Annotated in this window: 9 protein-coding genes; 7 read left to right on the top strand and 2 right to left on the bottom strand. The window is 70.5% G+C overall.

Features of this window, described 5'->3' with window-relative positions; all coding sequences use genetic code 11:
* Positions 1 to 27 precede the first annotated feature (27 nt).
* The 4 genes from BKH28_RS04465 to BKH28_RS04450 all read left to right on the top strand — a co-directional run bounded on the left by BKH28_RS04465 (position 28) and on the right by BKH28_RS04450 (position 4365).
* Positions 28 to 1155 carry a cellulose synthase operon protein YhjQ/BcsQ gene (locus tag BKH28_RS04465; protein ID WP_256695481.1) on the top strand — a complete coding sequence of 376 codons (1128 nt, stop codon included), beginning with the start codon at positions 28 to 30 and terminating at the stop codon, positions 1153 to 1155.
* On the top strand, positions 1143 to 2402 hold the full coding sequence (locus BKH28_RS04460) for a TadA family conjugal transfer-associated ATPase (RefSeq protein WP_075417668.1): 1260 nt from the start codon (positions 1143 to 1145) through the stop codon (positions 2400 to 2402). Before BKH28_RS04465 ends, BKH28_RS04460 begins: the two co-directional genes overlap by 13 nt.
* Positions 2399 to 3709 carry a type II secretion system F family protein gene (locus BKH28_RS13750; protein ID WP_256695480.1) on the top strand — a complete coding sequence of 437 codons (1311 nt, stop codon included), beginning with the start codon at positions 2399 to 2401 and terminating at the stop codon, positions 3707 to 3709. The genes BKH28_RS04460 and BKH28_RS13750 overlap by 4 nt, the downstream gene beginning before the upstream one ends.
* Positions 3710 to 3852: 143 nt before the next feature.
* On the top strand, positions 3853 to 4365 hold the full coding sequence (locus BKH28_RS04450; protein WP_075417739.1) for a PH domain-containing protein: 513 nt from the start codon (positions 3853 to 3855) through the stop codon (positions 4363 to 4365).
* A 101-nt stretch (positions 4366 to 4466) separates the two neighbouring features.
* On the opposite strand, the gene BKH28_RS04445 is transcribed toward BKH28_RS04450, so the two are convergent.
* Together BKH28_RS04445 and BKH28_RS04440 are read right to left on the bottom strand one after the other, a co-directional pair.
* Positions 4467 to 4997 (bottom strand): carboxymuconolactone decarboxylase family protein, encoded by a 531-nt coding sequence (locus tag BKH28_RS04445; RefSeq protein WP_075417667.1) that lies wholly within the window; start codon positions 4995 to 4997, stop codon positions 4467 to 4469.
* Positions 4998 to 5052: 55 nt separating this feature from the next.
* A complete protein-coding gene (locus BKH28_RS04440) occupies positions 5053 to 5631 on the bottom strand; it encodes a peroxiredoxin (RefSeq protein ID WP_075417666.1) in 579 nt (192 codons plus the stop codon).
* Between the two features lie 311 nt (positions 5632 to 5942).
* On the opposite strand from BKH28_RS04440, the gene BKH28_RS04435 reads away from it, so the two are divergent.
* From BKH28_RS04435 to BKH28_RS04425, 3 genes are all read left to right on the top strand, one after another.
* Entirely contained in the window at positions 5943 to 6989 is a 1047-nt protein-coding gene (locus BKH28_RS04435; RefSeq protein WP_075417665.1) for an MsnO8 family LLM class oxidoreductase, read from the top strand.
* A gap of 667 nt (positions 6990 to 7656) precedes the next feature.
* Complete coding sequence (locus BKH28_RS04430; protein ID WP_075417664.1) at positions 7657 to 9318, top strand: DUF7059 domain-containing protein; 1662 nt, start codon at positions 7657 to 7659, stop codon at positions 9316 to 9318.
* Positions 9319 to 9771: 453 nt separating this feature from the next.
* Positions 9772 to 13881, top strand: a complete 4110-nt coding sequence (locus BKH28_RS04425) for a SpaA isopeptide-forming pilin-related protein (RefSeq protein WP_256695479.1) — start codon at positions 9772 to 9774, stop codon at positions 13879 to 13881.
* Positions 13882 to 13886: the final 5 nt, after the last annotated feature.

Below are 13886 nucleotides of genomic sequence, written 5' to 3'. Positions count from 1 at the left end.
GTGAGGATGCCTGTGAGGGAGGTGCGCGTGCCCGCGGGGGACGGCACATGGCAGGTGGAGCAGGCGGAGCAGACGGAGGAGATGGAGACACTGACCATTCCGGCAGTGGCGGAGCCCGGGGACGAGGCGGCGCCGGGGCGCACGCAGGTGTGGGACGGTCGGGATGTCTCCTTCCCTCCCCTGAGGCCCTCCGCCGGCCGGCCTGTGCAGTCCGGTGGAGATGCGCGGGCGACGGAGGACAGGGCGTGTGAGGGGACAGAGCGCTCGGGCCACGTCGCCCAGGTCCTGGCCGTCACCGGTGCCCGCGGGGGCCTGGGGGCCAGCGTCCTGCTGCTGCACCTGGCGTGGGCGCTGGGCCGAGCGGGCAGGCGGGTGGCGATGATGGACCTCGACCCCACCGGCGGCCTGGACCTCCTGTGCGGGGAGAGCGTCCTGACCGGGCTGCGCTGGGCGGACCTGCCGGCCGATGAGTCGGCCTTCCGGCCCGGCCACCTCGTCGGGGCCCTGCCCGTGTGGCACGCCATGCCGGTCCTCACCGGGGACGTGCGCGGAGGGCCCCGGCCCTGCGTGGAGGCGGTCCTGGAGGCGATGCGGGCCGAGCACGACGTCGTCCTGGTGGACCTGCCCCGAGGGGCGCTCCCGCCCCCGGGAGCCCGGGTCCTGATCGTCACCGGACTCGACCTGCGCTCGGCGATCGCCGCCGAGAGCATCGTCTCACGACTGCGGGGTGCGGTGCCCGGCGGTACCGAAGCCGCCGACACCGCTGCGGGGGTGCCGGTCTGGCTCGTGGTGCGCCAGGTGGGCGAGGACGTCCTCGCCGAGGACCTCGAGCTCATCACCGGCTGCCCGGTCCTGGGGCAGGTTCCCACCGACCGGGTCCTGGCCAAGCGGCTGGCCCTCGGGGAGGACCCGGTTCGGGCCCGCTCGGCCATCCGGCGCGCCGCGAGCGCCCTGGCCCGGGAGCTGCTGCCCCGGCTCCCTGGCGCTGCGGCACCGAACCGGGCGAGGAGCGCCGCCGGACCCACCCCCGAGCCGGCTGATGCGGTAGCCGTCCGAGGACCCAGGGAGACGGGGAACCAGTCAACGAGCCGGCCACCGAATCCGTCAACGAATCAGTTAACGAATCAGTCCAGGAGGCAGCCATGGTCCCGGTGAGTCCCGATCAGCCCGGCGTTCCCGGTGGGGTCGCGGGAGGCGACGGCCCCGAGCTCGCCCGCGTCCGCAGCGCCCTCGCACGCGGCGTGGGCCTGGATGAGGCCCTCAACGACGCCGCCGCCCCCGCCACCGGACAGGTGGGGATGGCGCGTCTCGGGCAGCGGGTGCGCGCCGACGTCGACGGCGCCGGGCCACTCCTCCAGCCCCTCATCGAGACCGACGGCGTCACCGACGTCCTCGTCAGCGGCGGGCGCACCTGGATCGACCGGGGACACGGCCTCGAACCCGTCCCCGCAGCCGCCATGGACGAGCCCGAGGTGCGGGCCCTGGCCGTGCGCATGGCCGCCTCCGCCCACAAGCGCCTCGACGACGCCTGCCCCGTCGTCGACGCCACCCTGCCCGACGGCACCCGCCTCAACGCGGTCCTGCCGCCCCTGAGCGCCGACGGCACCCTCATCAGCCTGCGCACCAAGCGCCGCCGTGGCTTCACCCTGGACGAGCTCACCGCCGCCGGCACCGTCGCCCCCGGCCTCGACGAGGTCCTGGCCGCCCTCGTGACCGGCCGCGCCAGCTGCCTGGTCACCGGCGCCACCGGCACCGGCAAGACCACCCTCCTGGCCGCCCTGCTCGGACTCGTCCCGGTCACCGAACGCATCGTGTGCATCGAGGAGGCCAGCGAGCTGCGCCCCCACCACCCCCATGTCGTCCACCTCCAGGAGCGCGGCGCCAACGTCCAGGGCGTCGGGGCGGTCTCCATGACCTCCCTGGTGCGTACCGCCCTGCGCATGCGGCCCGACCGGATCGTCCTGGGCGAGTGCCGCGGCCCCGAGGTGCGCGACGTCCTCACCGCCCTCAACACCGGGCACGAGGGCGGCTGGGCCACCCTCCACGCCAACTCTCCCGCCGACGTCCCCGCCCGCCTGACCGCCCTGGGGGCGCTCGCGGGACTCGATGAGGCGGCCGTCGCCGCCCAGGCGGCCAGCGCGCTCGACGCCGTCGTCCACCTGCGCCGACAGTCCGGCACCGCCGGGGCGCGTCGCTTCGTGGCCTCCGTCGGCGTGCTGCGGCGCGAGACGACCCCGGCCGGAGCGGTCCTTGTCTGCGAGGAGGCCCTCCGCGTGGCCGACGACGGCCGCCTCAGCCCCGGCCCGGCCGCGGAGGCGCTGCGAGAGCGGATCGGCCCGCAGGTCTTTGCCCACACCGGCCTCGACGGACTGCCCGGGCCGGGGGAGAGGAGACCCACATGACCGGTATGGCCAGCATGACCGGCATGACCTGCCTGAGGGGGCCCGTCTCCCTCCTGCCCCCGGCCGGGCACCTGGCCGGCTCCGCGAGCGGACCGGTGCCGGGCGCCTGGATCGCGGCGGTCCTGGTCGCCCTGGCCGCCGCCGTGCTCCTGCTGCCGGCCCGCCGCGGCCTGCCCCGCAGCTGGACCACGGGCGCCCCCGCGGTCGAGGAGCGAGCATCGACCCCGCAGGCGGTTCTCTCCGCACTGCGCTCCCGACGCTCCGGGGCGCCCGAACCGGACCTCGGTCTGCTGCTCACCGAGGTCGCCAGCCTCCTGCGCGCCGGTGCGACCCCGCAACGGGCCTGGGTGCGCGCCTGCCAACGCGCCGGCCTGACCGAGGGCGCCGAGCCCGATGAGGACGGCGTCCCACCCGTGCTGCGCGCGCTCGCGGACCTCCAGCACGACTCGTGGCTGCCCCGATGGAGCGACGGGCGCCTGTACTGGCGCCCGCCCCCGAGGGGACGGCGGACCCGGCAGCGGCGGGCCACCGCCGCCGGGGTGCCGGGCGCCATCGCCTCCTGCCGCCTGTCGACCGCCCTGGGGGCACCCCTGGCTGACATCCTCCAGACCGTGGCGGGCGGGGTCGCCGAGTCCGGTCACGCCGAGGCCTCCCGTCGGGCCGCCCTGGCCGGCCCCCGTACCACCGCGCGGCTCCTGGCCTGCCTGCCCGTGGTCGGCCTGGGACTGGGAATGCTCGTGGGTGCCGACCCCGCCGCCCTCCTGCTCGACGGCGGCGTCGGTAGCGCCGTGGGGGCGCTCGGCATCGTGCTCATGGTGGTGGGGCACCTGGTGACCAGGCGCCTGGTACGCGCGGCGACGGCTGACGGCGACGTCGTCGATGAGGCCCTGGTCCTGGATCTGGCTGCCGCCGCACTGAGTGCCGGGGCCTCGGTGCCCGGGGTGCTGACCGCCTTGGGCGAGGCCCTGGAGGAGGAGGGGGCCGGCGTCGTGGGGCGGGCCCTGCTGCTGGGCGCCCCGTGGGAGGAGGCCTGGCAGGCGCCCGACGACGATCAGTGGCGGGCGCGGCGCTCCCGCCTGGAGTCCTGCCTGCGCCCGGGCTGGGAGGACGGGGCCTCGCCGGCGGCCCTCCTGGCGGCGACGGCGGCGAGCCTGCGCGCGGGGCGGCACGCTCGCGATGAGGAGGCCGCCGAGCGCCTGGCGGTGCGCCTCGTCCTGCCGCTGGGCGCCTGCCACCTGCCGGCCTTCGTCATCCTGGGGATCGCTCCGGTCGTCGCCTCAGTCGGCATGAGCATGCTCACCGGGTGAACGCACCCCGCTCTGCCAGTGCCCTGCCCCCGGAGGCGCTCCCGCCCGCCCAGCGGCCCGAACACTCCCGGCTGATGGCGGAGAACCGGGGACTCCTGACCCTTCGGGTGCGCGAACCCCCGGCGGCCTGGCACGATGGAGGCATGGCACTGTCGAAGAAGCTCCTGAGCCGCGACGAGGTCGTGGTGCGGCACATGCACACCCACATCAAGGTCCTCCTGTGGCGGTTCGTCGTCGAGATCCTCCTGCTCGTGGTCGGCGTCGTCGCCTCGGTCATGGCCCCCGCCACCTGGCAGCCCTGGGGCGTCCTGGCGATCTGGGTGGTGATCCTCGTCGTAAGCGTCCCCCTGCTGATTCTGCCGTGGCTGCAGTGGTACATGCGCACGTACACGGTCACCACCAAGCGCATCATCACCCGCTCCGGCATCATCAGCCGTGTCGGCCACGACCTGCCCCTGACCCGGATCTCCGACATCCAGCTGGACAAGGATGTCAGCGACCGCTTCTTCGGCTGCGGCACGCTGGCCCTGCAGACCTCCGCCGATGACCCGCTCCTCCTGCACGACGTCCCCCAGGTGGAGATGGTCCAGGTCGAGATCTCCAACCTGATCTTCGACGACACCCAGGGCGCCATCGACGCCGATCCCCGCAGCTGAGCGGTACTGGCCCGTAGACACCTAGACAGACGGCGGCCGCCGGCTCTTCCTGGGGAACCGGCGGCCGCCGTCGTTATTGTGGTGATCGTGTCGGGGCCGGGTCAGTCGAGGGTCTCGACGACGCCGACCGCCTGGGCCACACCGGTCAGGGTGGCGGCGATGCGCGCGGCCTCCCAGACTTGCTCGGTGCTCAGGCCCTCGCCACGCACGGTGGCCTCGTGGGCGGTCACGCACTTCTCGCAGCCGTTGATGGTGGACACGGCCAGGCTCCACAGCTCGAAGTCGACCTTCTCCACACCGCCGGAGGTGCCGATGATGTTCATGCGCAGGCCCATGCGCTCGTTCTCGTAGGCCGAGCCCAGGAAGTGGCGCGTGCGGTAGGCGACGTTGTTCATCGCCATGATGGAGGCCGCGCCCAGGGCGGCGCTGATGGCCTCCTCGGACAGGTGGGTGCGGGCGTCCTCCATGACCTGGACCAGGACGGACTCGTTGCGGGTCGCGGCGGCCGCGGCCACGAAGGTGCCCCACTGCTGCTGCTCGGTCAGTGAGGAGGAGCGGGACAGGGTGGACAGGTTCAGGGAGAGGTCCTTGGCCCACTCGGGCAAGGCGGAGCGCAGGTTGTCGATGCTCATGTGTTCTCGTTTCGTCGTTCAGGTGGTGGAGGTCAGGGGACTGGGGCGGGGCCCGTCAGCTCATCTCGCCCAGGGCGTCGATGGTGGCGGCGCCGGCCTGCCAGTTGCAGGCGCACAGCTCGTCGGACTGGAGGGCGTCGAGCTGGCGCAGGACCTCCTCGGTGTTGCGGCCCACGGAGTCGGCGGTCACGGAGACCGACTGGATGACGTTGTGGGGGTCGATGATGAAGGTGGCGCGGTCGGCCTCACCGGTGGCGCGCTTGATGCCCAGGGCATCGGTGAGCTCGCGGTTCAGGTCGCTGGCCATGGGGAAGGGCAGGTCCTGGAGCTTGTCGTGGCTGCGGCGCCAGGCGTAGTGGGTGTACTCGTTGTCCACCGAGACGCCCACGACCTCGCAGTCGCGGTCCTTGAAGTCCTGGTAGAGGTCGCCGAAGGCGGCGATCTCGGTGGGGCACACGAAGGTGAAGTCCTTGGGCCAGAAGAAGACGACGCGCCAGGTGCCGGCGGGAACCTGCGAGGAGACGGTGGTGAAGTAGTCCTCGGGCTTGCTGGCCTCAACCTCCTTGAGGTTGCCGGGAACGACGGCGGTGAGCTCGTAGGCGGGGAACTGGTCTCCGATGGTGAGAACGGCCATGGGTGCCTCCTGAATGATGCGAATCGCGGTGCGAGTTGGTGCGGGCCTGCGCCGGCCTGTGCCGGCCCAGGTGGGGCCGGTGCGGGGCGGCTCCGTCGGTCCAACCGTAAGGCGCCAACGCCATAGGTGCAACTAAAAGTTGTCCTATCTTTAAGAAGGTATACCTTATCTGGTGACGCTGCGGTGACACGACCCAGGGGAACATTCGCGTCCGCTGCGCGGGGCTTCCACCCGCCGGTCCGCTCAGTCGGAATGAGCCGCCGTCCCGCGGTGTTGCCCCACTACCGTCGCACACCAGGTCAGGAGAAGCCATGAGTCCTCGTCTCAGCCGGATCAGCGTCCTCGAGCAGGTCCCACTCTTTGAAGGGGGAGAGGTTCGCCGGACTCTGGAGGACCTCGTCCGCCTGGGGCGCGGCCTGGAGGAGTCCGGCTACCACCGCTTCTGGCTGGCTGAGCACCACAGCACCGGAGCCTTCCTGTCGTCGGCGCCCGACCTGCTCATGATGCACATCCTGGACGCCACGAACAGCATCCATGTGGGCTCGGGCGGCGTCATGGCCATGCACTACGGCTCGCTCCAGATGGCCGAGCGCTTCGCCACCCTGGCCGCCCTCCACCCCGGCCGCGTCGATATGGGCCTGGGCCGCGCCCCCGGCGGGGACATGCGCGCGGCCGGAGCCCTCAACCAGGGCCGCGTCATCGATCCCGACGCCATCAACACCCTCATTGAGGAGACGGTCGCCCTCCTGCGCGACGACCTGCCGGCCACGCATCCCTACGCCTCCGTCGAGGTCCAGCCCCGCCCGACCCAGCTGCCGGAGGTCTGGCTCCTGGGCTCCTCAGGGCAGTCGGCCGCCTGGGCCGGAGTCCGCGACCTCAACTACGCCTACGCCCAGTTCTTCACCGGCCGCCAACAGGTCGAGATCATGAACCACTACCGCGCCCACCTCCCCGAGAGCCGGGGGACCCGGGCCGACGGCGCACCCCACCGCGGCGGCGGCCACGGCTCCATCCACGGGGGCCAGACCCTCTCCGCCCTGTGCGTCAGCGCCGCCGCCACCCGCGAGGAGGCCCGTGAGCAGGCACTCGTGGCCGCCGACGCCCGCTTCAGCCTGCGCACCGGCCGCCCCATGCGCTTCCGCGACCCGGCCACCCTCGACGCCGCCTACCGCGCCGAGGTCGAGCGCTACCTCGAGCGCGACACCGCCATCATCGTGGGTACCTATGACGAGGTCGCCCGGGCCCTGTCCTCCTTCGCCGAGAATCACGGCACCGAGGAGGTCATGCTCATCAGCTACATCGATGACGTCGAGGTCAAGACCCGCCAGTACGCCGAGCTCGCCTCCCGGCTCCTGTGAGCCGGCGGTCTTTTGCCTCCGCACGTCTGAGGCGTGCTCGGTAGGGATCCCGGGCAGGATGGTCGCCCTGGAGCCGACGGCGGGCCGAGGGGAGAGGGCTGCTGGGTCACTGGTGTCCATGGTGCTGACATCACCCCCCGCACCGACGCCGCACGCCGAAGATGAACCGCAGCATTCCAGGGATCCTCTGTGGCCGTTTCGACGGTGGGCCCGTTGATGTCAGCGCTGTGGACACTGGGCCGAGCGGGAGTGAGTGTGTGGCAGAGCCCGGTGCCTTCGTACAGGTCCTGCCCCCGCCCGACCCCTCTGTCTGACCCCTTCTGGCTCCCGTGCGAAGGCCCGGAGGCCGTGACTCGACGTCGGTTCCACCCTGAGTCTCACCTCGGGCTGGTCTACTGCACGCGGGTTGGGATCTACTGGTCAAGGGTTGTGCGTACTGCACGAAGGCCCTGCCTACCCGAAGTGCACCCGACCCTCCTCCAGTAGCACCCCACCCTCGTGCAGTACACGCCCCGCACCACCCGAACGAGTGTGAGCAGCCGAACCAGCCCCGACATCAGGGCATTCGATCCTCGTCGAGGCCAGGAGCCAACACACCTGTGAGCCGGAGGGTGCCCCTGCGGCGGGGCGCCCGATGCGAGCGGCGCCCCGCGTTACGGTCGGTTTCATGAACCCTGCGAGCGCCCGGTCCGCGTCCGAACCGTCGTCGTCCTTCCCGCCTCCGACGCTCACGCCCGAGCAGGCGGTGAGCCTGCGGGTGGACCTGGCCGAGTCCGGCTGGGGAGTGGAGGCGGTGGCCGCGCTCCTGGGCGAGGTCGCCAACGCCGCCCTGCGCCGGGAGATTCGTCTGCCCGCTCTGCAAGCCGTGCGCACCGCCCTGGCCGCCGGGCCGGCCCCCTCGCCCGTGGCCATCCTGACCGCCCTGTTCATGCTCGGCGAGCCGGTCCCCGCCACCGCTCTCGACGCCGCCCTGCCCCGCACTGCAGCGGCGGGCGCGGCCGCCATCGGCCTGGTCGGCGAGCCCGATGAGACCGGATGCGTCCGTGCCCGCCTCGACCTGCGCCCCCATGAGGCCGTCGACGACGCCGGCGAGGTCCGCTGGTGGGTGGCCTCCGATCTGGGTGAGCTCGTCACCGGCCGGGTCCTGGCCCCCGACCACGTCCTGGGTGTCGGTGGCGCCGGCCTCACCCTGGCGGGCCTGACCCCGCGCACCCCCGTGCGCACCGCCTTGGACCTGGGCTGCGGCTGCGGCATCCAGACCCTCTACCTGCTGCGTCACGCCGAGCGCGTCGTCGCCACCGACATCTCCGCTCGCGCCCTGGCCTTCACCGCCTTCAACGCGGTCCTGGCCGGCGTGAGCGTCATCGGTGCCCCCAACGCCGACACCGGCTCCGGTTTTGAGGCCGGCTCCGACTCCGGTGCCGGCCGCCTGGAGCTCCTGCGCGGCTCCCTCCTGGAGCCGGTGACCGGCCGTCGCTTCGACCTCATCGTCTCCAACCCTCCCTTCGTCCTCACCCCGCCTGCGGTGCGCGAGGCCGGTCTGCCCCTCATGGAGTACCGCGACGCCGGCGGCCCCGTCCTGCCGGCGCTCGTCGCCGGGCTCGGCGAACACCTCGAACCCGGCGCGGTCGCCGTCATGCTGGGCAACTGGGAGCACCGTGGCGTCGGCGCGTGGAGTGACGCCGTGGCCGCCTGGATCCCCGAGGAGCTCGACGCCTGGGTCATTGAGCGCGAGGTCCAGGACCCGGTGGAGTACGCCACCATGTGGCTGCGCGACGGCGGCCTGACCCTCGAGCGTGATGCCGGGGGCTTCGAGACCGCCCTGGAGGCATGGATCGACGACTTCGAGGACCGCGGAGTCCGGGGCATCGGCTTCGGCTACCTCATCGTCCACCGTCCCCGGCGCCCCCGCGAGCCCTGGCGCCTCCTGGAGGAGGCGACCACCTCCGGCCAGGGGGTCCTGGGCCCTCATGTCGCCCAGGTGCTGGAGGTGCGCGAGCTGCTCGCCGGTCTCGATGACGAGGCCGTCGCCGACCTGCGCCCGGTACTGGCCCCCGACGTCACCGAGGAGCGTCACCTCATCCCGGGGGCCGCCGAACCCACGGTCATCCTGCTGCGTCAGGGCGCAGGGCTGGGACGGACCCTGCAGGCCTCGACGGCGGTGGCCGCCCTGGCCGGGGTGGCCGACGGCGAGCTGAGCGTCGGGCAGGTCGCCTCCGCGGTCGCCGCGCTCAGTGAGCTGAATCGTGCGGATGCGGCCGCGCTGCGCGCGGAGATGGTCGAGGCGACCCGGCGCCTTGTGACCATGGGTTTCCTCACTGTCGACTGAGAATTACGCGCCGAAAAAAGTTCAAAAAGGCTCCTGCTTTCAGTGAGCATGCGGTAGGTAATCTCTCTTTTTTGAGACTGGCGATTTATGTTCGCCGCCTGCCCTTAATTATCGTGACCTCCCCACCATGAACGATGCACAACTGTGACGTAGGGCGATCTGCGGTATCTCTGGGGAAAGTGGTTGTGTCGCGCAAAGATGCGCGATTGTTGTTCTCTGAGGGGGCTCTCGAGTATCGGGATGCTTGTGGGAGTTCTACATTTCTTGGCAGCCAAGTTTGTGGCGCACCTCAGCGCTACCGTCTCTCATGATCGGAATCACATCGGCATGCCCCGCATATCAAGGTGCTCGCGAAGCGGGCACGACGGAATTCTGTGCAAATTCTTTGCCGCGTTCAGCTCTGTTGCCATTGTTTCGGTAATGATGGTGGCTTTTCCGTGGCTGGTGCCGTCTGTGGATGCGGCCACGAGCGACCTCAGCGTCCCCCTGGGGGAGACCGAGGTGCAGATCGCGTACGTGCGCAACACCGAGGGGAGTGACGTCATTGCCGATTGGGCGGACGGCTACTACTACTCGGCGCTCCCGTGGCAATGGGCCGCCACTCGGGCCTGCATCCGCTACTCGCCCGCCGGCGGCGACTACTCCACCGGTGTGGTCAAGGGGAGCAGCGGATCCTACGCCACCGTTGGCTACGGGCGCCGGGAGCTCGGCGGGAGCTGCCCGGGCTTCGAGGGGGACCCCTCCTGGGGCAGTCAGTCCTCCCTGGGGTTCCAGCCATCCAACACCACATCCGTCAAGGCTGGCCAGGTTTTTCTTGTCGGAATGATGAGGCACGTCAACCGTCCCATCTACTCCGATACCAGCGCGGTCACCAACCCGGCCAGGCCGGAGACGGCCTACTACGGGAGCTTCACTGTTCGGACGGCCGGAACGATCGAGGCGAACTTCCCCTGGGTGGAAAAAGACACGATTAACACCTGCACTGGAAAGATCGATTCCGACGGCAGGCTGATCGTTGGAGACTACGGCAGGGAGGGGGAGGTGATCCCGACTTCTTATGCCTATGACTCCAGGGGAAATGTTGGACGTTATGGGCGCAACTACGTGTATATGTACCAGAATAACCGTCTGGTGCGATTCGATGGATATATGTCCCAGGACTACACGGACAAAAATGGGCGCAGCTGCTCGGACGACATCCTCGATATCAAGTCCGACCGCTCGGACACGGCCTGGACCGACCCGAGCACCGGCATCAGGTACAAGCTGAAGCTCTGGGGATTCGTCAACAACGGGAGCTCCGACAACTGTCAGGCCCAGCTGTCCAAGGCTGAGTCCGCAGGCCTTGAGGAGCGCTTCATCACCCGAGAGCAGTCCATCTCCTACGGGTGCCTCTACGGCTCCCTGGAGCAGGAGCGCCCCGTCACCTTCGCCAAGGACATCAAGGCCGACCCATCCGTCCACGGGTCGTTGACAATTCCTCAGTTCACCTACCTCAACGCCTCACCCGAGGGCACCTACGGTCACGAGAACTGGGGCACCCCCTCCGGACTCACCCCCACCTGGAGTGGCGAGGCCGTGGACCCGCGGACCTACACCCTGCTGGCCCCCAACGACGCCGCCACGGTTCAGGAGGCGCAGGCCGACCCGCAGGCCGTTGTCGACCGCAACACCGGCGATGTCCGGACATCCGGTTGGTTCCTCCGCAACGTCACCTGTACGGCGGGGACTCGGGGAGCGCCGCTGCTGCGCCGTGACGGAACCACCCGCCTGGACCAGTCCGACTCGGTGGACCTCGACAAGCGCACGATCCGCCTCGATGAGACCCAGCTCGCTGAGCGTCAGGACGAGGTCGCAGTCAAGTGCGTCTGGCACAACGAGTACGTCGTCGGCCGCGGGCGCGTCACCCTCGTGGCCGTCGTCGACGTCGGTCACGCCAGGCCCGAGCAGTGGACCCTGACCGCCAAGCCCGCCACCGAGGGTCTCTTCGGGCAGAAGACCATCACCGGCGCCAGCGGTACACCCGCCGTCAGCAAGGTCTACACCGCCGGCGGCACCTACGTCCTCTCCGCAGGCAAGGGCCCCGAGGACTACTCGCAGAACGGCCCCTGGGTCTGCACCGATGACGATGGCAGTGACACGCCCGTCAGCAGCGACAACACGTTCGTGCTGGGCGAGGGCAGGAACGTCACTTGCGTCGTGCACCAGAAGCCCCAGCAGACTCCCGTCAGCGCGGTCAAGACCGTCGACGGAGCCTCCGACGCCGCCACGGCCGGCTCCTACTCCCTGAGCTACACCTGCACCCCGGGTCCCGGCGGCAAGGCCATCTCCGCCGGCAAGATCACGGTGGACGCCAAGGGCAACGCCGCGGACCTGCCCGCCCAGCGCGTGGGCGCCACCTGCACCGTCACCGAGGACGCCCGTGACGCCAGGGGGCTCAAGCAGCCGGGCTCTCCGGCCGGTGGAAGCCTCAGCTGGAAGCACCCGGCCGCCTTCAAGGTGGTCACCAGCCCGGGCGACCATGAGAAGGAGGTCGCCTCCACCGCCGTGGCCCCGACGAGGGACAACGCGGGTGGCGTCACCTTCACCGTCCCCGACTCCACGCAGGGCGCCGTGAGGATCAAGGTCGTCAACTCCGTCCTCCCGCACGCCGGTATCGCCAAGACCTTCACCAAGGTCGCCAAGAGCGCCGAGAAGGTCAATGGCCGCACCACCTTCGACCAGACCTACACCATCACGGTGACCAACCCCTCCGCCAAGGCGGGCCTCACCTACGACCTCAACGACGCCTGGCAGGCTCCCCGCGGGGTCACCGTCCACAAGGTCAGCATCTCCGGCGGTGCCATCACCGGCACGGAGACGCCTCAGGCCGGGGTCGCCTACACCAAGACCGGCATCACCCTGCCCGCGGGCCAGAAGCACATCTACACGGTGGTGCTCAACGTCTCCGGTCCCAACGCCGGACTGCCCGGTGTCCAGGGGACCTGCACCCCCGGAGCCGTCAGCCAGGGCAAGGCCGTCTACAACAAGGCCTCGGTGACCACGAAGGGCGACGGGCAGCCCAAGGAGGCCGCAGCCTGCGGCACCCTGCCCATCAGCCCCCGGTTCAAGGCCTCCAAGACCCCGCTCGACGTGGTCCGTAATGGCGACGGCACCTTCACCTCCGGCTACACGGTGACGGTCACCAACACCTCCCTGGCTGCCAGCCCGGTGGTCGCCGACCTCACCGACACCCCGCAGATGCCCGCCGGCACCTACCTGCACAAGGTGCGGATCCTGGAGAAGGGCGTCGACGCCCGGGGTGTCGCCCTTCCCACCATCAACCCCACCACCGGAACCCTCAACGGTTCGATCACCCTCATCAAGGCGGGCACCGGAGAGAGCCTCGCCGCCGCTCCCCGGACCGGGGCCGACGGCGGCAGCCGAACCTTCACGGTACAGATGACCTTCACCGTTCGCGAGAGCACCCCGGGCTACAACGAGTCCGACTTCCAGTGCGGTCACCAGCGCGCCGACGGCAAGCCCTCCGGCCTGGTCAACACCATCGCCATGGAAGGCGACACCGACGGCGGGGGGAACAACCACGGCTGCCTGTCCACCTCCGGCAGGCTGAGGTTCTCCAAGGAGGTCACGACTCAGCCGGGCAACGGCTCGACCTTCGACGTCGTCTACACCGCGAGCGTGACCAACGAGGGATCGCTGACCGCGTCCACCGGGCCGATCGACGACAAGCCCTCCTTCGCCCCCGGGCTCAACCCGACCCTGGTCAAGGTGCAGCGCGAGACGGGGCCGGCCCGGACGGTCTCCGCCCAGCCCGACGGCTCCTACCGCCTGTCCGACAACGAGCAGCTGTACTCGGGCATGACGATCCGCTACACCGTCACCTTCACGGTGAAGATCGACCCGTCGGCCTCCGGATACCGCGATGACCTGCTGTCCTGCACCACGGAGAAGGCACGCCTCGTTCCCGGCCACGGCCTGTACAACAAGGTCGTTCCTCAGGCGGGCAAGGACTCCGACACCCGGCCCGACCACGACGTGGCCTGCGCCAATGTCTCGCCCCATGCCGGCAAGCGCGTCCTGTCGATCGTCAAGACCGGTAGTCAGGGCCCCCTGGATGACGCGGCCTTCGACATCTACCCGATGGACCCCTCCACCCCGGGTGCCAAGCCCCTGACCAACGGTGTGACCTTCACCGGCGGCAAGGGAACCGGAACCTTCACCACCACGGGACTGGCCATCAACCGCGAGTACTGGCTGGTGGAGACCAAGGCTCCCGCCGGGCACCAGCTCATGGCCAAGCCGGCCCGCTTCAAGGTGACCGACACGGGCATCGAGATCATCACCGCGACTCCAGACGGCTCGGCACTGACGGTCTCGCGCAGCGGGGCCAGCAAGTCCGAGGACACGATCACCGTCCGAGACCTCCAGGTCGGCACCCTTCCGCTGTCCGGCGGACGCGGCATCGGAATGAACATCGCCGTCGGGATCGCGGCCATTACCGGCGCCGGCCTGCTGGCGCTACGTCAACGAAAGACTTCCTCGTTCGGGCGCTCGGCCTGATCGCG

Source organism: Actinomyces oris (assembly GCF_001937665.1).
Lineage (GTDB): Bacteria > Actinomycetota > Actinomycetes > Actinomycetales > Actinomycetaceae > Actinomyces > Actinomyces stomatis.
Note: the sequence above shows the minus strand (reverse complement) of the source record. Positions and strands in the feature narration are given on the sequence as shown.

Coding starts and splice junctions, on each gene's coding strand:
- BKH28_RS04460 (WP_075417668.1), top strand. CDS start 1,143: ATGGTCCCGGTGAGTCCCGATCAGCCCGGCGTTCCCGGTGGGGTCGCG.
- BKH28_RS04445 (WP_075417667.1), bottom strand. CDS start 4,997: ATGAGCATCGACAACCTGCGCTCCGCCTTGCCCGAGTGGGCCAAGGAC.
- BKH28_RS04435 (WP_075417665.1), top strand. CDS start 5,943: ATGAGTCCTCGTCTCAGCCGGATCAGCGTCCTCGAGCAGGTCCCACTC.
- BKH28_RS04440 (WP_075417666.1), bottom strand. CDS start 5,631: ATGGCCGTTCTCACCATCGGAGACCAGTTCCCCGCCTACGAGCTCACC.
- BKH28_RS04450 (WP_075417739.1), top strand. CDS start 3,853: ATGGCACTGTCGAAGAAGCTCCTGAGCCGCGACGAGGTCGTGGTGCGG.
- BKH28_RS13750 (WP_256695480.1), top strand. CDS start 2,399: ATGACCGGTATGGCCAGCATGACCGGCATGACCTGCCTGAGGGGGCCC.
- BKH28_RS04430 (WP_075417664.1), top strand. CDS start 7,657: ATGAACCCTGCGAGCGCCCGGTCCGCGTCCGAACCGTCGTCGTCCTTC.